This is a genomic window from Mesorhizobium sp. M0862, from assembly GCF_040319795.1.
Taxonomy (GTDB): domain Bacteria; phylum Pseudomonadota; class Alphaproteobacteria; order Rhizobiales; family Rhizobiaceae; genus Mesorhizobium.
In genome coordinates this window covers 1-20788 of sequence record NZ_JAMYOJ010000029.1, presented here as the reverse complement: position 1 = coordinate 20788, position 20788 = coordinate 1, and the positions used below count along the sequence as shown (strand labels likewise).

The 20788-nt window shown below is 64.2% G+C and carries 14 protein-coding genes; 7 read left to right on the top strand and 7 right to left on the bottom strand.

The window, feature by feature from the left end; genetic code table 11:
- Nucleotides 1-189 precede the first annotated feature (189 nt).
- Complete coding sequence (locus tag NKI15_RS28680; protein ID WP_023692653.1) at nt 190-1182, top strand: adenosine kinase; 993 nt, start codon at nt 190-192, stop codon at nt 1180-1182.
- Between the two features lie 71 nt (nt 1183-1253).
- On the opposite strand, the gene NKI15_RS28675 is transcribed toward NKI15_RS28680, so the two are convergent.
- The 3 genes from NKI15_RS28675 to NKI15_RS28665 all read right to left on the bottom strand — a co-directional run bounded on the left by NKI15_RS28675 (nt 1254) and on the right by NKI15_RS28665 (nt 6056).
- Complete coding sequence (locus NKI15_RS28675) at nt 1254-2327, bottom strand: GGDEF domain-containing protein (RefSeq protein ID WP_023746643.1); 1074 nt, start codon at nt 2325-2327, stop codon at nt 1254-1256.
- A 124-nt stretch (nt 2328-2451) separates the two neighbouring features.
- Nucleotides 2452-4731: an NADP-dependent malic enzyme gene (locus NKI15_RS28670; RefSeq protein WP_023685127.1), complete on the bottom strand. Its 2280-nt coding sequence runs from the start codon at nt 4729-4731 to the stop codon at nt 2452-2454.
- A 143-nt stretch (nt 4732-4874) separates the two neighbouring features.
- Nucleotides 4875-6056: a glycosyltransferase family protein gene (locus NKI15_RS28665; RefSeq protein WP_032891613.1), complete on the bottom strand. Its 1182-nt coding sequence runs from the start codon at nt 6054-6056 to the stop codon at nt 4875-4877.
- Nucleotides 6057-6221: 165 nt separating this feature from the next.
- Between NKI15_RS28665 and mutS the strand changes: the two genes are divergently transcribed.
- The 3 genes from mutS (at nt 6222) to NKI15_RS28650 (ending at nt 10110) form a co-directional block, all read left to right on the top strand.
- Nucleotides 6222-8951 (top strand): DNA mismatch repair protein MutS, encoded by a 2730-nt coding sequence (gene mutS / locus NKI15_RS28660; protein WP_023708202.1) that lies wholly within the window; start codon nt 6222-6224, stop codon nt 8949-8951.
- A gap of 73 nt (nt 8952-9024) precedes the next feature.
- Complete coding sequence (locus NKI15_RS28655; RefSeq protein WP_023703547.1) at nt 9025-9489, top strand: nuclear transport factor 2 family protein; 465 nt, start codon at nt 9025-9027, stop codon at nt 9487-9489.
- 66 nt (nt 9490-9555) lie between these two features.
- On the top strand, nt 9556-10110 hold the full coding sequence (locus tag NKI15_RS28650) for a TetR/AcrR family transcriptional regulator (RefSeq protein WP_023703548.1): 555 nt from the start codon (nt 9556-9558) through the stop codon (nt 10108-10110).
- Nucleotides 10111-10114: 4 nt separating this feature from the next.
- Here NKI15_RS28650 and NKI15_RS28645 read toward each other — a convergent pair whose 3' ends face one another.
- The 4 genes from NKI15_RS28645 to NKI15_RS28630 form a co-directional block, all read right to left on the bottom strand.
- A complete protein-coding gene (locus tag NKI15_RS28645) occupies nt 10115-10873 on the bottom strand; it encodes an MBL fold metallo-hydrolase (protein WP_023698948.1) in 759 nt (252 codons plus the stop codon).
- A 52-nt stretch (nt 10874-10925) separates the two neighbouring features.
- Entirely contained in the window at nt 10926-11771 is an 846-nt protein-coding gene (locus tag NKI15_RS28640; protein ID WP_352515277.1) for an aldo/keto reductase, read from the bottom strand.
- A 96-nt stretch (nt 11772-11867) separates the two neighbouring features.
- Entirely contained in the window at nt 11868-12251 is a 384-nt protein-coding gene (gene copM, locus NKI15_RS28635; RefSeq protein WP_352515276.1) for a CopM family metallochaperone, read from the bottom strand.
- Between the two features lie 43 nt (nt 12252-12294).
- Nucleotides 12295-14802 (bottom strand): heavy metal translocating P-type ATPase, encoded by a 2508-nt coding sequence (locus tag NKI15_RS28630; RefSeq protein ID WP_352887676.1) that lies wholly within the window; start codon nt 14800-14802, stop codon nt 12295-12297.
- A 176-nt stretch (nt 14803-14978) separates the two neighbouring features.
- Here NKI15_RS28630 and NKI15_RS28625 point away from each other — a divergent pair, with 176 nt between their 5' ends.
- From NKI15_RS28625 to murJ, 3 genes are all read left to right on the top strand, one after another.
- Nucleotides 14979-15821, top strand: coding sequence for a glycosyltransferase family 25 protein (locus NKI15_RS28625; protein WP_352986606.1), 843 nt, complete (start codon nt 14979-14981; stop codon nt 15819-15821).
- Nucleotides 15822-15854: 33 nt separating this feature from the next.
- Nucleotides 15855-18650 (top strand): [protein-PII] uridylyltransferase, encoded by a 2796-nt coding sequence (locus tag NKI15_RS28620; RefSeq protein WP_352515273.1) that lies wholly within the window; start codon nt 15855-15857, stop codon nt 18648-18650.
- 76 nt (nt 18651-18726) lie between these two features.
- Nucleotides 18727-20325, top strand: a complete 1599-nt coding sequence (murJ, locus tag NKI15_RS28615; RefSeq protein ID WP_352515272.1) for a murein biosynthesis integral membrane protein MurJ — start codon at nt 18727-18729, stop codon at nt 20323-20325.
- Nucleotides 20326-20788 lie beyond the last annotated feature (463 nt).

Below are 20788 nucleotides of genomic sequence, written 5' to 3'. Positions count from 1 at the left end.
GGCCAAGCTTGTAGGCGACCCGGCGGTCAGATGCTTCGGCCACGGTCGAACTGTGATGGAGCCTCGTCCCAGGCGCGCGCGCCGGCTTGGGCCGGCAAAGGATGGAAATCGGTTGCCATTTTTCGGGGTGATGCTGTAGACCCGCCCGGGCGCGGCAGAAAGCCGGCAGGTTCCGAGGCGGAGACATTGATGCCGGATTTTGACGTGCTTTGCATCGGCAATGCCATTGTCGACATCATCGCCCAGTGCGACGACGCTTTTCTCGAGACCAACGGCATCATCAAGGGTGCGATGAACCTCATCGACACCAAGCGCGCCGAGCTGCTCTACAGCCGCATGGGGCCGGCGATCGAGGCCTCGGGCGGCAGCGCCGGCAACACGGCGGCGGGCGTCGCCAGCTTCGGCGGCCGCGCCGCCTTCTTCGGCAAAGTGTCGAACGATCCGCTCGGCGAAATCTACGCCCATGACATCCATGCCCAGGGCGTTGCCTTCGACACCAGGCCGCTTGAGGGACAGCCGCCGACGGCGCGCTCGATGATATTCGTCACCCCCGATGGCGAGCGTTCGATGAACACCTATCTCGGCGCCTGCGTCGAACTCGGCCCGGAAGACGTCGAGGCCGACAAGGCATCCGGCGCCAAGGTTACCTATTTCGAGGGCTATCTGTGGGATCCGCCGCGCGCCAAGGAGGCGATCCGGCAGACGGCGAAGCTCGCACACGAGGCCGGGCGCGAAGTGTCGATGACGTTGTCGGATTCGTTCTGCGTCGACCGCTACCGGGACGAGTTCCTCGAGCTGATGCGCTCGGGCACTGTCGACATCGTCTTTGCCAACAGCCACGAGATCAAGTCGCTCTACCAGACAAAATCCTTCGACGAGGCGCTGGCGGCTATCCGCAAAGACTGCAAGATTGCCGCCGTCACCCGCTCCGAAAAAGGCTCGGTGATCGTGCGCGGCGACGAGACCGTCACCATTCAGGCGACGACGATCCGCGAACTGGTCGACACCACCGGCGCCGGCGACCTCTATGCCGCCGGTTTCCTCTACGGCTACACCTCGGGGCGCAGCCTGAAGGATTGCGGCGATCTCGGCTCGCTGGCCGCCGGGCTGGTGATCCAGCAGCTCGGGCCACGGCCGCGGCAAAACCTGCGCAGCGCGGCCCAATTGGCGGGGTTGCTGTAGGGCCGTCTTTCGGCGCGCAGCGCCGAGCCAGATGAGGGGTTCCCGCCGGATCAGGCTGTCCGGCGCTCCGCTCAGGCGGTGCGGCGAAGGTCGTCGGACGTAGGCCCGGGTTCCAAAGCCCCGGCGGTGACCAGCCGGTTGCGGCCGCTCTTTTTGCCGATGTACATCAGTCGGTCGGCGAGCGTTATCAGCGCCTCCGAATCGGACGCTTCCGCCGGGTAGATGGCGACGCCAACGGTGCAACCAACATGGATGGCACCATTCGGCGTCGGCACCTTGATCCGCAGCTTTTCCAGGATACGTTCGGCGACGCCCACGGCCTTCTGTCGGGCCCGGCTAGCCTCTCCTGAAAACAGGAATGCGAACTCGTCTCCACCGAGCCGCGCCACGAAATCAGCGCTGCGCAGGACGGTGCGAAGCTGACCCGCCACCTCATGCAGCAGCGCGTCGCCGGCCTCGTGGCCGAGCGTGTCGTTGACCTTCTTGAACCTATCGAGGTCGATGAACAGCAGGCCGGCCGCCTGGCCGGTGCTGTCGCAGCGGTCGATCACCGACCTCAGCTCGTTGTGAAAGGCGCGCCGGTTGGGCAGGCCGGTCAATGCATCGTGGTTGGCCGAGTGGTCGCTGTGCTGCTTGGCCAGCTCGATCTCGCGCTTTTGTACGGAGAGTTCCTCATTGGCGGCCTTGAGTTCGAGCAGCAGCTCGGCGTTGAGATCCTCGACGACCTTGCGGTCGCTGATGTCGACGACGAAACCTTCCAGGAATTCCAGTTCGCCGGCCTCGTCCCAGACGCCGCCGCCGATCTCGCGGACCCAGAGCGGCTCGCCGACCTGCGGCACGATGCGGTAGTCGACGTTCCAGTTGCAGCGCGCCTCGAGCGCGGTATCGACGGCGGCATAGACGGCAGCGAGATCATCCGGGTGGATGGCCGAGACATAGTCGCGCACGGCATTTTGAATGAAGTCGCTCGGCCGATAACCGCTGACGGTGAAAATGCCGTCGCTGATGTAGAGCATGGTGTAGGACGCATCGTTGCGGCAACGGTAGAGATAACCGTCCATGCGGCCGGTGATGCTCAGCAGCGCATCCAGGCGCTCGTCGTGATAGACCCCCTGGCCGACCACAGATGCCGTGTCATGCTTCATGGCCGCACCCCCGTTTTGGCGGTCTGAGCGCGCCGCCAATGCCATAAGGCCATAGGGGGCGAGAACGTTCCCTATAGCAGCCGAATATTATCAATCTCTTATGGGTTGGCGATTTTGCCGCCAATCAGGCTCCCGCGCTATAGGCCGCGATCGCAGCCATGTTGACGATGTCTGAGTCCTTGGCGTTCAGCGAGACGATCTGGACCGGCTTGTTGAGGCCGACCAGCAGCGGGCCGATGACGGTGGAGCCGCCGAGTTCCTGCAGCATCTTGGTCGAGATCGAGGCCGAGTGGAACGCCGGCATGATCAGCACGTTGGCCGGGCCGGTCAGCCGGATGAACGGATACTGCGCCATGGCGCGGGCGTTCAACGCAACGTCGGCGGCCATCTCGCCGTCATATTCGAAATCGACGCGGCGCTTGTCCAGGATACGCACCGCTTCCTGCACCCGCTCGGAGCGTTCGCCCTGCGGGTGGCCGAAGGTCGAATAGGCAAGCATGGCGAGCCTCGGCTCGTAGCCCATGCGGCGGGCAAATCCCGCCGCCTCTTCGGCGATGTCGGCGATCTGCTCGGCATTGGGCATGTCGTGCACGGCGGTATCGGCGACGAGGACTGTTTTGCCCCGCGCGAGCACGATGGAGACGCCGATGACGCGGTGTCCGGGCTTGGCGTCGATGACGCGGCGGATATCGTCAAGCGCCGTGGAATAGTTGCGGGTGACGCCGGTGACGATGCCGTCGGCATCGCCCAGCGCCACCATGCAGGCGGCGAAATGGTTGCGGTCGTTGTTGATCAGCCGCTGGCAGTCGCGGAACAGGAAGCCTTTGCGCTGCATGCGCTCGTAGAGATAATCGGTATAGATGCCGTTGCGGCGCGACAGCCTGGCATTGATGATCTCGATGCCTTGCTTGTTGAGGTCGATGCCGGCGTGCCTGGCGTTTTCCTTGATGACATCGTCGCGGCCGAGCAGGATCGCGGTGCCGAGCTTCTGGTTCACATAGGAGACGGCGGCGCGCATCACCTGTTCTTCCTCGCCCTCGGCAAAGACGATGCGCTTGGGCTGGCGGCGGACGCGGTCGTAGATGCGCTGCAAGGTCGAGGCGATCGGGTCGCGGCGGGCCGACAGTTCCTGCGCGTAGCGGTCGAGGTCGAGGATCGGCTTGCGGGCGACGCCTGACTCCATCGCCGCCTTGGCCACAGCGAGCGGGATGGCCGAGATCAGGCGCGGATCGAACGGCACCGGGATGATGTAGTTCGGGCCGAATTTCGGCCGGTTGCCCTGATAGGCGGCGGCGACATCGTCGGGCACGTCCTTGCGCGCCAGGTCGGCCAGCGCTCTCGCTGCGGCGATCTTCATGTCGTCATTGATGGTGGTGGCCCTGACATCCAGCGCACCGCGGAAGATGTAGGGGAAGCCCAGCACATTGTTGACCTGGTTGGGGTAGTCGGAACGCCCGGTGGCCATGATGGCGTCGGTGCGGATTTCGGCCACTTCCTCCGGCGTGATCTCCGGGTCGGGATTGGCCATGGCGAAGATGATCGGGTTCTTGGCCATCGACTGCACCATCTTGGTGGTCAATGCGCCCTTGGCCGACAGGCCGAGGAAGACGTCGGCGCCGTCCAGCGCCTCGGCCAGGCTGCGCGTGTCGGTCTTGACCGCATGCGCCGACTTCCACTGGTTCATGCCTTCGGTGCGGCCCTGGTAGACGACGCCCTTGGTGTCGCACAGGATTATGTTCTCGGGGGCAAAGCCCATCGCCTTCATCAGTTCGATGCAGGCGATGCCGGCGGCGCCGGCGCCGTTGCAGACCATTTTCGTGGTCTTCATGTCGCGGCCGGTGATCTCCAGCGCGTTGATCAGCCCGGCGGCCGAGATGATGGCGGTGCCGTGCTGGTCGTCATGGAAGACCGGGATGTCCATCAATTCACGCAGGCGCTGCTCGATGATGAAGCATTCCGGCGCCTTGATGTCTTCCAGGTTGATGCCGCCGAAGGACGGGCCGAGAAAGCGCACGCAATTGATGAATTCGTCGGCATCCTCGGTGTCGACCTCGAGATCGATGGAATCGACATCGGCGAAGCGCTTGAACAGCACCGCCTTGCCTTCCATCACCGGCTTGGAGGCCAACGCGCCGAGATTGCCGAGGCCGAGAATGGCGGTGCCGTTGGAGATGACGGCGACCATGTTGCCGCGCGTCGTGTAGTCGAAGGCGCGGCTGGGGTCTTCGGCGATGGCCAGCACAGGAACCGCGACACCCGGCGAATAGGCGAGGCTCAGATCGCGCTGCGTCGCCATCGGCTTGGTGGCGACGATCTCCAGCTTGCCGGGGCGGCCCATGGCGTGGAATTCCAGCGCCTCCTCGGCGCTGACGGAGGGGCCGCTGTTTTCGGTTTTCTTGGCCATGATGCTTTTGATTTCCTCGCCGGTGCCGCACCCTTGAGACGGGTGTGTGTTTTTGAAACTTCTGAATCAAGGCTACACGCCACCGCTGTAAACCGCCAAGCAATCTTCACGCCCGCAGCGAAATCTCCCGAAGTCGAACGGCGTCACGTCGGCTCTGGCTCGCTGACGAAGGCAGCGATTTCGCGCACCGTTCCCCGTCGCATCATGCCGTCTGTGCCGGGGAAAGGCCACGTCTCGATGGGTGGCGCACGGCTTCCCTTGCGCCGCAGCAATGCAGTCAGGAACGCCATGAGTTCGATGCGCTGGGCGTGAACCTTCTCCAGCGTGCGGCGGCGGATGTGCTGACGCGGTATGGCACGATCTCGCAGCGTCTCGACGGCGCGGCGAATGGCAGCCGGTTCCGGATCGGCGACGATGCAATAATCCGGATCGAAATAGACGTCGCGACCGCCAAGGCTCGGCGTACTGACGATCGGCAGGCCGGCCATCAGATATTCCATCGAGGAGTACATCGCTCCTTCCACGGCCGACAGGCACAGCCCGACGGCGGCCTGGTTGTAGACGCGGTTGACCTGTTGCGCCGTCAGCTTGCCCGGCCAGCCGTCGACGAGCGGATTGGCGATCTGGTGGAGCGGCGAACGCGCCTGCAGTCGCCGAACAAAGGCGCGGGCGGCAACCGGCGGCAATTCGCCGATCGAATAGGTGATGTGGGCCAGCCGCTCTATGTCGAAGGCCAGGTGATGGCGTTTGATCGGCGAGATGCGGCCATTGTAGACCGCGTCGAATTCGACCGGCACGTCCGGCAGCGGCCGGAATATATCCTCCGACACCATCAGATTGTGGTTGGAGAAGATGGCATTGCCGCCCGCAGCCGCGACGAGACGGCGCTCTTCCTCGGTGTTGCACAGGAAGATGATTTCGTGCAGCGGAAACCGGCCGGCATACCAGGCGAGATCGCGGCCCATCCGGGCGATGACAGCCGGCCGCTCCATGGTCCAGGTCTGCATCGTCAGGAAGGTGACGCGCCGTCCCGCCAGGCGCCGGCCAAGGGCCGCCAGCGGATAGAGCGGACGGGCTCCGCCAATCGGGACATAGAGCACCAGCGGGTCGCGGCTGAGCACATGCAGCGACATCTCGATGCCGCTATCGAGATCGGACAGCGGTCCCCGTGTCGGCAGGAGGAAGGGGACGCGCTTGCGCACTGTCCCCCTAAGCTTGCTTTTGGTGCGGTGGACGCGCCGCGCCGCCAACAGCAGCAGGCGCTCAAGCGCCGATCCAGCCGGACCGACCAGCTCTTCGAACGCCTCCTGTTTGTCCTGATCCATGCCGCTTATCCCCGCCATGGCGATCATAGGGTCTGGTTGGCGCCCGAAGCAACCAACGGCTTCACCCGGCGTAGAGGGAGCACAAGCCGCCGTCGAGGCCGGTCGTCCCCTGCTTTTCGGGCCGCCGGCATTAAACCCCGCACCCACATCTGCTAGCGTGCGGGCATGAACATGCACACTTCAGCAGAAACCGACGCCCCCGAGGTGACACCGCCTGCGCCCGTCGGCAGCGTCACGCCGATGATGGAGCAATATATCGAGATCAAGGCGGCGAACCCGGATTCTCTGCTGTTCTACCGCATGGGCGATTTCTACGAGCTGTTCTTCGACGACGCCGAAAAGGCGAGCAAGGCGCTGGGCATCGTCCTGACCAAGCGCGGCAAGCACCAGGGTAACGACATTCCGATGTGCGGCGTGCCGGTGCATGCGGCCGACGAATATCTGCAAAAGCTGATCGGCCAAGGTTTTCGCGTTGCCGTCTGCGAGCAGATCGAGGACCCGGCGGAAGCCAGGAAGCGCGGCGGCAAATCGGTGGTGCGCCGCGACGTCGTGCGGCTGGTGACGCCCGGCACCATCACCGAGGATAAATTGCTGGCGCCGTCGGAATCGAGCTTCCTGATGGCGCTAGGGCGGGTGAAGGGCGGCAACAGCGGTGACGCCTTCGCCATGGCCTGGATCGAGATCTCGACCGGCGTCTTCCGCGTCGCCGAAACCACGGCCGACCGCCTGCTGGCCGATGTCTTCCGCGTCGACCCGCGCGAGCTGATCGTCGCCGAGCCGGTGTTTTACGATCCCGAGCTGAAGCCGGTGTTCGACGTCATCGGCCGCGTCGCCAGCCCGCAGCCGCCGTCGCTTTTCGATTCGGCTTCGGCAGCGGGGCGGATCGCGCGCTTCTTCGAAGTGGCGACGCCTGACAGTTTCGGTGCCTTCTCGCGCGCCGAATTGTCGGCGATCTCGGGCGCCATCGCCTACGTCGAAAAGACGCAGAAGGCCGAGCGGCCGCCTTTGTCGCGTCCCGAACGCGAGGAGCAGGGCTCGACGCTGTTCATCGATCCTGCGACACGCGGCAATCTGGAACTGTTGCGCACGCTGTCGGGCAGCCGCGACGGCTCGCTGTTCAAGGCTATAGACCGCACGGTCACCGGCGGCGGCGCCAGGCTGCTCGCCGACCGGCTGATGGCGCCGCTGACCGATCCGGCGGCGATTGCCGCCCGGCTTGATTCGGTATCGTTCTTCCGCGCCGAGACGCGGCTCTGCCAGGCGGTGCGGTCAAGCCTGAAGAGCGTCGCCGACATGCCGCGAGCGCTGTCGCGGTTGGCGCTCAACCGCGGCGGCCCGCGCGACCTCGGCGCGCTGCGTGCCGGCTTCGAAGCGGCGGCCACCATTGCCGAACTGTTCGGAACGACCGTCCTGCCCGCTGAGCTGACCGCGGCACTTGCCGCGATAAAGGCGCTGCCGCGCGCGCTGGCCGAGCATCTGACCCAGGCTCTTGGCGAGGAACTGCCGCTGCTGAGGCGCGACGGCGGCTTCGTGCGCGGCGGCTACCATGCCGAACTCGACGAAATGCGGGCGCTGCGCGACGAATCGCGCAAGGTGATCGCCGGACTGGAGCGCTCGCTGATCGAGGAGACCGGCATCCGCTCGCTGAAAATCCGGCACAACAATGTGCTGGGCTATTACATCGAGGTGACGGCCAACCACCATTCAATCATGACCGGAAGCGACGGCGCCAAGGCGCGCTTCATCCACCGCCAGACCATGGCCAATGCCATGCGTTTCACCACGACCGAACTTGCCGAACTCGAGACCAAGATCGCCAATGCCGCCGACCGGGCGCTGAGCATCGAGCTTGCCGCTTTCGATACGCTGACGGCTGAGGCGGTCGGCGAGGCGCAGAAGATCCGCGCCGGCGCCGATGCGCTCGCCGTGCTCGACGTGTCGGCGGCGCTCGCGCTGTTGTCGGAGAGCGAAGCCTGGTGCCGGCCGCTGGTCGATTCCAGCCTTGCCTTCGACATTTCGGGCGGGCGCCATCCTGTGGTGGAACAGGCGCTGCGGCGTTCGGGCGAAGGGCCGTTCGTCGCCAATGATTGCGATCTGTCGCCGCAAGACGGGGCCAAGGCCGGCGCGATCTGGCTGCTCACCGGTCCGAATATGGGCGGTAAGTCGACCTTCCTGCGGCAAAACGCACTGATCGCCATCCTCGCCCAAACCGGTTCCTTCGTGCCGGCGACATCGGCCCATATCGGCGTCGTCGACCGGTTGTTCTCGCGCGTCGGCGCCTCGGACGATCTGGCGCGTGGCCGCTCCACCTTTATGGTCGAGATGGTCGAGACGGCGGCGATCCTCAACCAGGCCGGTGAGCGGGCGCTGGTGATCCTCGACGAAATCGGCCGCGGCACCGCCACTTTCGATGGCCTGTCGATCGCCTGGGCGGCGGTCGAGTACCTGCACGAGAAGAACCGCTGCCGGGCGATCTTTGCCACCCATTTCCACGAGATGACGGCGCTGTCCGGCAAACTGCCGCGCCTTTCCAACGTCACCATGCGGGTCAAGGAATGGGAAGGCGACGTCGTCTTCCTGCACGAGGTCGGCAAGGGTGCCGCCGATCGCTCCTATGGCGTTCAGGTCGCTCGACTTGCCGGTCTGCCGGAAGCGGTGGTCGGCCGCGCCAAAGAGGTGCTGCATCAGCTCGAGGAAGGCGATGTCTCCGGCAAGGCCAACCGACTGGTCGACGATCTGCCGCTGTTTTCGGTGGCAATGAAGCGGGAAGCGGCAAAGCCTGCGAAGAGCGACGCATTGGGCGCAGCGCTGGGTGAGATCAATCCAGACGAGATGACGCCGCGCGAGGCGCTGGAAGCGCTCTACCGGCTGAAGGGGCTGGCGGGGAAAACCTAGCCCGATTTCGGCCTTGACCAATTGTACCGATTGGTACAATGCTCGCCATCGCCTTTGCCGATGGGAGAATGACATGAGCCGTCCGCCGCTGCCGCCCTTCACCGCCGAGACCGCCGCGCAGAAGGCGCGCATGGCCGAAGACGCCTGGAACAGCCGCGATCCCGAACGGGTTTCGCTCGCCTATACGCAAGACAGCACCTGGCGCAACCGCGCCGAGTTCGTCTCGGGCAGAAATGAGATCGTCTCCTTCCTCACGCGCAAATGGGCGCGCGAGCTGGACTACCGGCTGATCAAGGAGGTCTGGACCTGGAACGACAACCGCATCGCGGTGCGCTTTGCCTATGAATGGCGCGACGACAGCGGCCACTGGTTCCGCTCCTACGGCAACGAGAATTGGGAATTCGACGCGGATGGACTGATGCGTAGGCGCGTCGCCAGCATCAACGACCTGCCGATCGCCGAGGGTGAGCGCAAATATCACTGGCCGCTCGGCCGCCGGCCGGACGACCATCCCGGCCTGTCCGAACTCGGACTTTAGAATATGATCCCTCGAGCTGTGTCGCGGTTTTCGGCAAAGATCATGCTCAAGCGGAAAAACTAGCGCATGCGCAGGATCGCGCCCGATCGCGCCGATTTGCTCTCCATCATCGGCGAGGTTTTCCGCGAACACGGCTATGAAGGGGCGAGCCTGGCGCGGATCGGTGCGGCGACCGGCCTAGGCAAAGGCAGCCTTTACCACTTCTTCCCCGGCGGCAAGGAAGAGATGGCGGCGGCTGTCATTGCCCATATAGATGGCTGGTTCGAGGAAAATGTCTTCGTGCCGTTGCAGGACAGGGCCGACCCTCGTACGGGCATCGACCGGATGTTCGAAGCGACCGAGAGCTATTTCCGGTCGGGCCGCCAGGTGTGCCTGATCGGCGCCTTCGCGCTGGACGAATCCCGCGACCTCTTCGCCATCGCGATCAGAAGCTACTTCGGCCGCTGGGTGGCGCATCTTGCCGAAGCGCTGACCCGAAGCGGGCACAGCGCTGACAGGGCGGACGAACTCGCCGAAGAAGCGGTCGGCGCCATCCAGGGCGCGCTCACGCTGGCACGCGCCTTCGACGACACGGCAGTGTTTTCCCGCGCGTTGCGACGGGCGCGGGCGGCGCTCGGCTAGAGTGCTACAAGGGCTCGAAGCGGAAAGCCGTCTCGGTTCGAAAAACCCGGCCGACGCCGGGCGAATCAAGATGCGCGCCGGCAACGTAGCAGTCGTTGTTGGCCGCAAGCGCCAGCATTTGCAACCGGCTTGCCCTCGCCTGCTGCTGGTCTGCGTCGAATTCCCACGTGATCTCGGGTCGATCGAATTGAAGCGACGGCACATGTACGATGTCGCCCCAGATCAACAGTGTTTCGCCTGCGCTCACAACGCGAAAGCAAGTGTGGCCGGCTTCATGGCCAGCGGAGCCGATCGTATCGATGTCAGCGCTGACACGCTGTCCAGCATCGAGAGGCTGGGCGCGATCGTGGAAGCGTTCCAGCCTCGCCACGTCGCGAAACATGCCGAGCTCAGCGCGCGGGACAAGCAGGCGAGAGAGCTGCGGGAAGCCGTCGCCACCATCGGCAAGGATGAGCCCGTGTATATGGTCGAGATGGGTGTGGGTGAAAGCAACAGTCCGAATCCGGTCGGTGGCGATCTTCGCCTCGCGCAGCGCCTCGGGCAGGTGCCCCATTGTCGGGTGCCAGGCGTTCGAAGCCCCTGTGTCGATCAGCGTGATGTCGTCGCCGTCATCGATGGCGAAGGCGTTGACCGAAAGCCTGAGCGCACCGTCGACGAGCGGTACATGCGAGGGCAGGTTGTCACCGAATGTCCGGTCTCCGGGCTGGCGCAGCCGCCTGATTGGCATGTCGACGTAACCGTCGCGCAGCGACGTGACCGTCATGGCTCCGACTCTATACGCCGTATGATGATACCCGGTCGAAACCCGTTCCAATCTAGATCATCTCCAGCCCGCGCTTGCGCGTCGGCGGTGGAAAGGCGCGGTCGAGTTCGGCGAGGTCTTCGGCCGTCAGCTCGATGTCGAGCGCGGCAAAATTCTGGCGGACATGCTCCTGGCTACTCGCCTTCGGGATGGCGATGACACCGGGCTGCGCCATCACCCAGGCAAGCGCGATCTGTGCTGCCGTGGCGTTGTGGCGGGCGGCGATGGTTTCCAGCCTGGAATTGCGCGCCAGCGCGCCCTGCTCGACCGGCGAATAGGCCATCAGCGGGATGCCGCGCTGCCGGCTCCATGGCGCGAGATCGAATTCGGGGCCGCGCCGCGACAGATTGTAGAGTACCTGGTTGGTCTGGACATGATCGCCAGACGACAGACCGGTCAGTTCCTCCATTTCGTCGGTGTCGAAATTGCTGACGCCCCAGTGACGGATCTTGCCGGCCTTCTTCAACGCCTCGAAAGCGTCGACCGTTTCGCCTAGAGGCACACTGCCCGGCCAATGCAGGAGATAGAGATCGATGCGGTCGGTGCGCAGGCGCTTCAAGCTGTTTTCGCAGGCCCGCGCCACGCCGGTGCGCGAGGCATTGGACGGCAATACCTTGGAGACAAGAAAGAGTTCGTCGCGGCGCCCGGCAATGGCTTCCGCCACCACCTCCTCGGCGCCGCCGCTGGCATACATTTCAGCGGTGTCGATCAACGTCATGCCGAGGTCCAGCCCGAGCTTCAGGGCATTGACCTCCCCGGCGCGGCGGCGGGAATCCTCGCCCATCTTCCATGTGCCCTGTCCCAGCACCTGGACGGCCTCGCCCGAAGGCAACGTGGTGGTTCTTATGGTCGTGGGCATGGAGGCTCCTCGTATGGCGGTCAATGCGCATGGCATCACAAGCACTGGGAGAAATCCAGAATGGATCCCGCATTCTTCTCCGCAGTCGTTGCTGCGCTATTTGACCGGATGGGCGGCGAGCCAGGCCTGCATCTTGGCGATCTCGGCTTCCTGCGCGGCGATGACATCTTCGGCCAGCTTGCGGATTTCGGGATCCTTGCCATTGGCGAGTTCCACCTTGGCCATGTCGATCGCGCCCCGATGATGCGGGATCATGCCGCGCACGAAATCGACATCGGCATTGCCGGAGTATTCGATCATCATGTCGGTGTGCATCTTGTCCATCGCCGCCTTGTAGCCGTCGGTCGAAGGACCTTGCGCGCCCATCGCGCCCATGTCGTGTTTCATCTCTTCGGATTGCGCCGGGACGCTTTCGAGGAAAACGGCAAGCAGCATTCCCGCCGCCATCATCAAAAGCACGATCTTCTTAGCCAAGGTCATCCATGATCTCCTGTTGATTGATATTCGTATCTGGGGGCTTTGCTCAGAGTTTCAACGTCCGCAGCCGCAATGCGTTGGCGATGACCGAAACCGAAGACAGGCTCATGGCCGCCGCCGCCAGCATCGGCGACAAAAGCGTGCCGGTGAGCGGATAGAGCACGCCGGCGGCAACCGGCACGCCAAGCACATTGTAGAGGAAGGCGAAAAACAGATTCTGGCGGATGTTGCGGATCGTCCCCTGGGCGAGCGTTCGGGCCCTGACGATGCCGTTGAGATCGCCCTTGACCAGCGTAATGCCGGCGCTCTCGACAGCGACATCGGCGCCGGTGCCCATGGCGATGCCGACATCGGCGCTGGCCAGGGCCGGCGCATCGTTGACGCCGTCGCCGGCCATGGCGACGCCGGCACCTTTCGCACGCAACTCCTCGACAAGGGCTGCCTTTTGTTCCGGCAGCAGGCCGGCGCGCACCTCGTCAATGCCAAGGCTTTTGGCGATGGCGCGCGCCGTGCATTCATTGTCGCCGGACGCCATGATGATCCGCAAGCCTCTGTCGTGCAGCGCCCTGATCGCCTCGGCTGTCGTTGCCTTGACCGGATCGGCGACCGCGACAATGCCGGCCAGTTTTTTGTCCACCGCAACGAACATCGCCGTCTTGCCTTCTGCCTGCAGCGCCTCGGCCCTGGCCGACAGGGAAGCGGTGTCGATGCCGACATCGGCCATCATGGCGGCGTTGCCGAGCGAAACCTTCCTGCCAGACACCGTGCCGGATACGCCCTTGCCGGTGACGGCGTCGAAGCCGCCGGCCTCAACGAGCGTCAGGCCGCGTTCGCCGGCGCCGCCGACAATGGCCTCGGCCAGCGGATGCTCCGAGCCTTTTTCCAGGCCGGCGGCGAGCGCCAGCAATTCATTCTCAGACAGGCCTTCGGCAGCGACGACATCGGTCAAGCGAGGCTTGCCTTCGGTCAAGGTGCCGGTCTTGTCGACGATCAACGTGTCGACCGAAGCGAAGCGCTCGAGCGCGGCCGCGTCCTTGATCAGCACGCCCGCGTGCGCCCCGCGCCCGGTGGCAGTCATGATCGACATCGGCGTCGCCAGGCCGAGCGCGCAGGGGCAGGCGATGATCAGCACCGAGACCGCCGAGACTATGGCAAAGATCAAGCTGGGTTCGGGACCGAAGATCGCCCAGGCGGCAAAGGCCGCGAGCGCGACCAGCACGACGGCCGGCACGAAGTAGAAGGAGACGCGATCGGCTAAACCTTGAATCGGCGCGCGCGAACGCTGCGCCTTTGCGACCAGCTCGACGATGCGCGAAAGCGTCGTTTCGGAGCCGACCTTTTCGGCGCGCATGATCAGCGAACCGTTCTTGTTGAGCGTGCCGCCGGTCAAGGCATCGCCTTTCGTTTTTTCGACCGGCAGCGGCTCGCCCGAGATCATCGATTCGTCGATGGAGGAACGGCCTTCCGTTACGATGCCGTCGACCGGCACGGCGTCGCCTGGACGGAGGCGCAGGTGGTCGCCGGTCTTGACCGCATCGAGCGGCACGTCGGTGTCGGAGCCGTCCTCCCCGATCAGCCGTGCCGTCTTCGGCGCCAGGTCGAGCAGCGCACGGATGGCCGAGCCGGTCTTTTCGCGCGCCCGCAATTCGAGCACCTGACCGAGGAATACCAGCGCGACGATGACGGAAGCTGCCTCGAAATAGACCGGGACGGTGCCGCCATGGCCACGGAACTGATGCGGAAAGATGTCCGGAAACAGTACGGCGACGACGCTGTAGAGGTAGGCCGCACCCACACCCAGCGAAATCAGCGTCCACATATTGGGGCTGCGGTTGACCAGCGACTCCCAGCCGCGGTGGAAGAAGGGGAAGGCCGCCCACAGCACCACTGGGCTGGCCAGCGCCAATTCCAGCCAGACCATCGTTCGCCCGTCGACAAACGCCTGGAACGTCAGGCCGAGCATCGGCGCCATGGCAACGATCAGCAGCGGCAGGGACAGCACCGCGCTGACCCAGAACCGTCTGGTGAAGTCTACCAGTTCGGGGTTCGGGCCCTCATCGCCAGTGGGAACGCCCATCGGCTCAAGCGCCATGCCGCAGATCGGGCAGGAGCCGGGCTTGTCTCTTATCACTTCGGGGTGCATCGGGCAGGTGTATTGCGTGCCTTTCGGCACCGGCGACGCCGCCGGCCTGTCGCCGAGATATTTTTGTGGCTCGGCCTCGAACTTCGCCTGGCAGCCGGCCGAGCAGAAATAGAAACCCTGGCCTTCGTGGCGGAAAAAATGCCTGGCGGTAGCGCGGTCGACACTCATGCCACAGACGGGGTCGGTGGCGGTCAGGTATTTTTCGGGCCCGGCGACGAATTTCGTACGGCAACCCTCGCTGCAGAAGTGAAAGAGACGGCCGCCATGCTCGGCCGTCGGCTTGCCGGCTGCCGGATCGACGCTCATGCCGCACACCGGATCGCGCACCACGGCTTCGGCGGCCGGCTCAGCAGCCTTTGCCGCACAACAGCTGCCATCGGCCGCGTGGTGGTGATGCTCGGAATGCGCCATCGAAAAATGCCTTATGTCTGTCTGGGTGAGGAGGTAGTGCTTCCAGTAACTGGAAGGTCAAGGGGCGATTTCCACTTTTCGATCATGGCCCTCATCGCACACATCGAGGGAAAATCGCTTACGCAACTTTGTTCCCATGCTATGGACGCGCGTCCCACTGCATCGATCCCACCCAAATGAAATGCCTGATTATCAATCTCGATCGGTCCCGCGATCGCCTCGCCCATGTAACGGCGGAGTTCGCGCGCATCGGCATCGCCTTCGAGCGAGTCGCCGCCATCGATGCGCGAGATCGGCCGGATCTGGCCGAAATGCCGCAGGGCAAGAAGCATTTGCGCCTGGCCGACGCCGAGATCGCCTGCCTGCTCAGCCACCAACAGTGTTGGTCGATGATCGCTGCAGGTGAGGATGCTTACGCGGCGATTTTCGAGGACGATGTCGTTTTCCCGGACAAAGCCGGTGCTTTGCTTGCCGATGCGGGCTGGATTCCCGCTGATGCGGACATCGTCAAGTTGGAAACGTTCTTCAACCGAACCGTAATTTCACGCAAGCAAGTCGCCTGCGGTCACGGTTTTTCCGCGAGCAGACTGCACGGGCTCCATATCGGTACGGCGGGATACATCCTGTCCAGACAGGCCGCGCGGGACCTTCTTGCGGCAACGAACGAGATCAGCATTCCCGTCGATCACCTCATCTTCAATCCGCGTTTTGCGACCTCGTCCGACAAGGTCATTTACCAACTCGTCCCGGCATTGTGCCTGCAGGCACAATTCCTCGGCGACATTCCGGTGAGATTGCCAAGCCTGCTCAAGCAGGAGCGAACAGAGGAATGGGTGGCAAGCGGGATAGGTAAACAGCGCCAGAAGCCAATCACCGCCAAGGCAAGGATCGAGGCCAGGCGGTTGACGCGGCAGATCGCCGATCTCTTCCGGCTCCGGCGCGAGATGATCATCCCTTTCTGGTATCGCGGCCGACGCGTCCGTCCGCCCCATACACAGCGCCGTGAAAACGCGCTATAGACGCCGCGCAAAGGCGAGGCCCACCGGCAATCCATGGCAAAAATCTCCCTCAAGCTCGACGCGCTGATCGACAGCGAGGCTTTGCGCCGCGACATGACGGCGCTGATCTCGGCGGCCAGCGGCGCCGAGCCCGGCGCGCGCGTCGGTGCGCTCCGGCTGCTGAAGGATCGGCTGACCGAGGGCCGCAAGGTTGCCGAGCGCATGCTGATGGACGATGGCAGCGGCACGGCCTGCGCCGCCCGGCTGTCGCATCTGATGGACGAGATCATCCGCGCCCTCTACGAGTTCGCCGCGACCCACGTCTACCGGGTGAAAAGCCCCTCGACCGCAGAGCGCATGGCGGTCGTTGCCGTCGGCGGCTATGGCCGCGGCACGCTGGCGCCGGGCTCCGACATCGACCTGTTGTTCCTGCTGCCCTACAAGCAGACGCCGTGGGGCGAACAGATCGTCGAATATATGCTCTATATGCTGTGGGACCTCGGGTTGAAGGTCGGCCACGCCACCCGCAACATCGACGAGTGTCTCAGGCTGTCGCGCAGCGACATCACCATCCGCACCACGATCCTGGAAGCGCGGTTCCTGTGGGGCGAACAGAAGCTCTTCGACGAATTGCTGACCCGCTTCGACCATGAAGTGGTGCGCACCACCGGACCGGAATATGTGCAGGCCAAGCTCGCCGAACGCGATGATCGCCATGCCAAGGCCGGCGAAAGCCGCTATCTGGTCGAGCCCAACGTCAAGGACGGCAAGGGCGGCCTGCGCGATTTGCAGACGCTGTTCTGGATCGCCAAATACTTCTATCGCGTGCGCACCGGCGAGGAACTGGTCGAAAAGGGCGTCTTCACCGAAGCCGAGTACCGCGAATTCCAGAAGGCCGAAGACTTCCTGTGGGCGGTGCGCTGCCACATGCATTTCCTCACCGGCAAGCCAGAGGAACGGCTGCATTTCGATATCCAGCGCGAGATCGCCGAACGGCTGGGCTACACCACGCATCCCGGTCTGTCGGCGGTCGAGCGCTTCATGAAGCACTACTTCCTCGTCGCCAAGGATGTCGGCGACCTCACACGCATCTTCTGCGCCGCGCTCGAGGAAGAGCAGGCCAAGCATGTGCCCGGCTTCAACCGCATCTTCCTCACCTTCCAGCGCCGCAAGCGCAAGCTGGCAGGCACGTCGGACTTCATTGTCGACAATCACCGCATCAACGTCGCCGACGACAGCGTGTTCGAGCGCGACCCGGTCAATCTGCTCAGGCTGTTCTGGTTCGCCGACAAGCACGGGCTGGAGTTCCATCCCGATGCGCTGAAGCTGCTCACCCGCTCGCTCGGTCTGGTCAACAAGTCGCTGCGGCGCGACGAGGAGGCCAACCGGCTGTTCCTCGACATCCTGACCTCGGACCGCAATGCCGAGCTTAATTTGCGGCGCATGAACGAGGCCGGCCTGCTCGGCAGGCTGATCCCCGATTTCGGCAGAATAGTCGCCATGATGCAGTTCTCGATGTACCACCACTATACGGTGGACGAGCACCTGATCCGCTGCATCGGCGTCTTGGCCGAGATCGAGCGCGGCGATGGTGAAAAGGTGCATCCGCTGTCGCACACGCTGATGCCGGGGCTAGAGAAGAGCCGCGAGGCACTCTATGTCGCGGTGCTGCTGCACGACATCGCCAAGGGCCGGCCGGAGGATCACTCAGAGGCCGGCGCCCGGATCGCACGCCGCATCTGCCCGCATATGGGGCTGTCGGCCGCCGACACCGAGACCGTCGCCTGGCTGGTCGAGAACCATCTGGTGATGTCGATGACGGCGCAGACGCGCGACCTCAACGACCGCAAGACGATCGAGGATTTCGCCTCGATCGTGCAATCGGTCGAGCGGCTGAAAATGCTGTTGATCCTGACCGTCTGCGACATCAGGGGTGTCGGGCCGGGCGTGTGGAACGGCTGGAAGGGCCAGCTCCTGCGCACGCTCTACTACGAGACCGAACTGCTTTTGACCGGCGGCTTCTCGGAAGTGTCGCGCGCCAAGCGGACGGCGGCGGCGCGCGAGCGGCTGGCCGAGGCGCTGGCCGATTGGCCGGACAAGGCCCGCAAGCGCTATGTCGGCCTGCATTACGAGAACTATCTGCTGACGGTCGACCTCCCCGATCAGCTGCGCCATGCCGAATTCATTCGCGAAGCCGACGCGGCAGGCAAGAAGCTCGCCACCGTGGTCAGGACCCACCAATTCGAGGCGGTGACCGAGATCACCGTGTTGGCGCAGGATCATCCGCGCCTGCTTTCGGTTATTGCCGGCGCCTGTGCCGGCGCCGGCGGCAACATCGTCGACGCGCAGATATTCACCACGTCCGACGGCCGCGCGCTGGACATCATCCTGATCTCACGGGAATTCGACCGCGACGAGGATGAGCGCCGTCGCGCCGAGCGCGTCGGCCGGCTGATCGAGGACGTGCTGTCGGGCAAGAGCTGGTTGCCGGAGATGATCGAGAAGCGCACCCGGCCGCGGCGCGGCGCCAAGGTGTTCAAGATTCCGCCGCGCGCCGAAATCCGCAACACGCTGTCGAACCGGTTTTCGGTGATCGAGGTCGAGGGACTGGACCGGCCTGGGCTGTTGTCGGAAATCACCAGTGCGTTGTCCGATCTCTCGCTCGACATCGCCTCGGCCCACATTACCACCTTCGGCGAGAAGGTGATCGACACTTTCTATGTCACCGACCTTACGGGGCAGAAGATCGACAATCCGGCGCGCACCGCCGCCATCCACACAAGGCTGATCGCGGCACTTGAAGGCGTTGTCCCGGAGCGCGGCGGCAAGGCCAAGGCGGCGGCCGAGTGACCATCACTTTGTCCCAATCACCCCCTTTGTCCCAATCATCCCCTTTGTCCCAACCATCCAGGCAATCTCCCCGCGCATGAGCCTCGTCAAGAAATTCGCCACGGTTGCGTCCGGCACGCTGATGAGCCGCGCCCTTGGCTTTGGCCGCGAAATGCTGATGGCGGCCGCACTCGGCACCGGGCCGGTGGCGGACGCCTTCAACGCCGCCTTTCAGTTTCCCAACACGTTTCGCCGGCTGTTTGCAGAAGGCGCCTTCAACGCCGCTTTCGTGCCGCTGTTTGCCAAGGAGATCGAGACTCACGGCACCGACGGCGCCAAGCGCTTTTCGGAGGAAGTGTTCGGCGTCCTGTTCACCGCACTTCTGGCGCTGACCATCGTCATGGAATTGGCGATGCCGCTGATCGTGCGCTATCTCGTGGCGCCGGGCTTTGCCGACACGCCGGGTAAGTTCGAGACGACCGTCCTGCTGGCGACGATCATGTTCCCGTATCTCATCTGCATGTCGCTCGCAGCGATGATGGCCGGCATGCTGAATTCGCTGCGCCGCTATTTCGCGGCTGCCGTGGCGCCCGCATTCCTCAACATCATCCTGATCAGCGTGCTCGGCTACGCCTGGTACCACGGCAGGGATGCCCGTGAGGTCGGTTTCAGCCTGTCCTGGGGCGTGCTGGCGGCGGGGCTGGTGCAGCTTGCCATCGTCTGGGTGGCGGTGCGCAATGCCGGCATCACCATCGGCTTTCGCCGGCCGATGATGACGCCCAACGTCAAGCGCCTGCTGATCCTGGCGCTGCCGGCGGCGATCACCGGCGGCATCACCCAGATCAACCAGCTGATCGGCACGGCGATCGCGTCGGCGCAGGACAGCGCCGTGTCGTCGCTTGCTTACGCCGACCGCATCTACCAGCTGCCGCTCGGCGTCGTCGGCGTCGCGGTGGCCATCGTGCTGTTGCCGGAGCTGTCGCGGGCGCTGAAATCGGGCAATCTGGTCGAGGCAGCCAATCTGCAGAACCGCTCGGTCGAGTTCACCCTGTTCATGACCTTGCCGGCGGCGGCGGCCCTTTGGGTAATGGCGGAGCCGATCGTGCGGCTGGTCTATGAGCGCGGCGCCTTCGCCGCCAACGGCTCGACGCCGACCGTGGCCGCGATCCTGGCGATTTTCGGCCTCGGCCTGCCGGCCTTCGTGCTGATCAAGGCCTTCACTCCCGGCTATTTCGCCCGCGAGGACACGCGCACGCCGATGATGTTCGCCGCCATCTCGGTCGGCGTGAACGTGATCACCGCGCTGACGCTGTTCCCGAAAATGGGCGCGCCCGGCATTGCGGTGGCCTCGGCCGTCGCCGGCTGGGTCAACGCGGTGATGCTGCTTGCGGTGCTGATCCGACGTGGCCATTGGGGCCGCGACGTGCCATTGCTGAAGCGCATTCCGCGCCTGGTGCTGTCGGCTGCGGTGATGGCGGTGGCGCTCTATTTCGCCGAGCACTGGCTGGCCGTCAGGCTCGGCCCCGGCTCGCCACTGGTGATCAAGGCAACGACGCTGCTGGCGCTGGTAGCCGGCGGCGCTCTGCTCTACTTCATCACGGCCTTTGCCACCGGCGGCGCCGATTTCGGCATGATCCGGCGCAATATTGGGCGGAAGGGCACACCGCCGGTCACGGAACAGTCTCCAGATCCGTAAGCCTAACCGTAGAACCTGGTTAAACTTCGCCAGACAATTTGTCGTGAACCGAGCGTGGCAGCGGTTCGGGTGCCTGCTTGCTAAGCTCGACCCCGAATTCGGCCCGAAGCCGCGCCGCTGTTTCAAGCGGCGTCTCGTGGTCCTGTCGGGGCTTTGGGGCTTCCTCGTTGTTGACGGCGGGCATCGATTTCTCATCCGATGATATGCAATGCAGGTACAAATATATCATAAATATCGATGTCAGCGCCGCCCCTCATTGCCCTGCCGGGCATTTCTCCCCGTGAACGGGGAGGCTGAACATGGCGCCAGCGCTTTCTCTGGCGATTGGCGAAGCGGGCGATGACGGCGTTTTTCTCCCCGTCTCTATAGGTAGTGTGCTGAGAGTTCTGCAAATTCGCTGAGAGAGGGCGGTCATGGCAGGCTGGTGATGTTCAACGTCACCGATTCCCTGGAAGGAACGCCA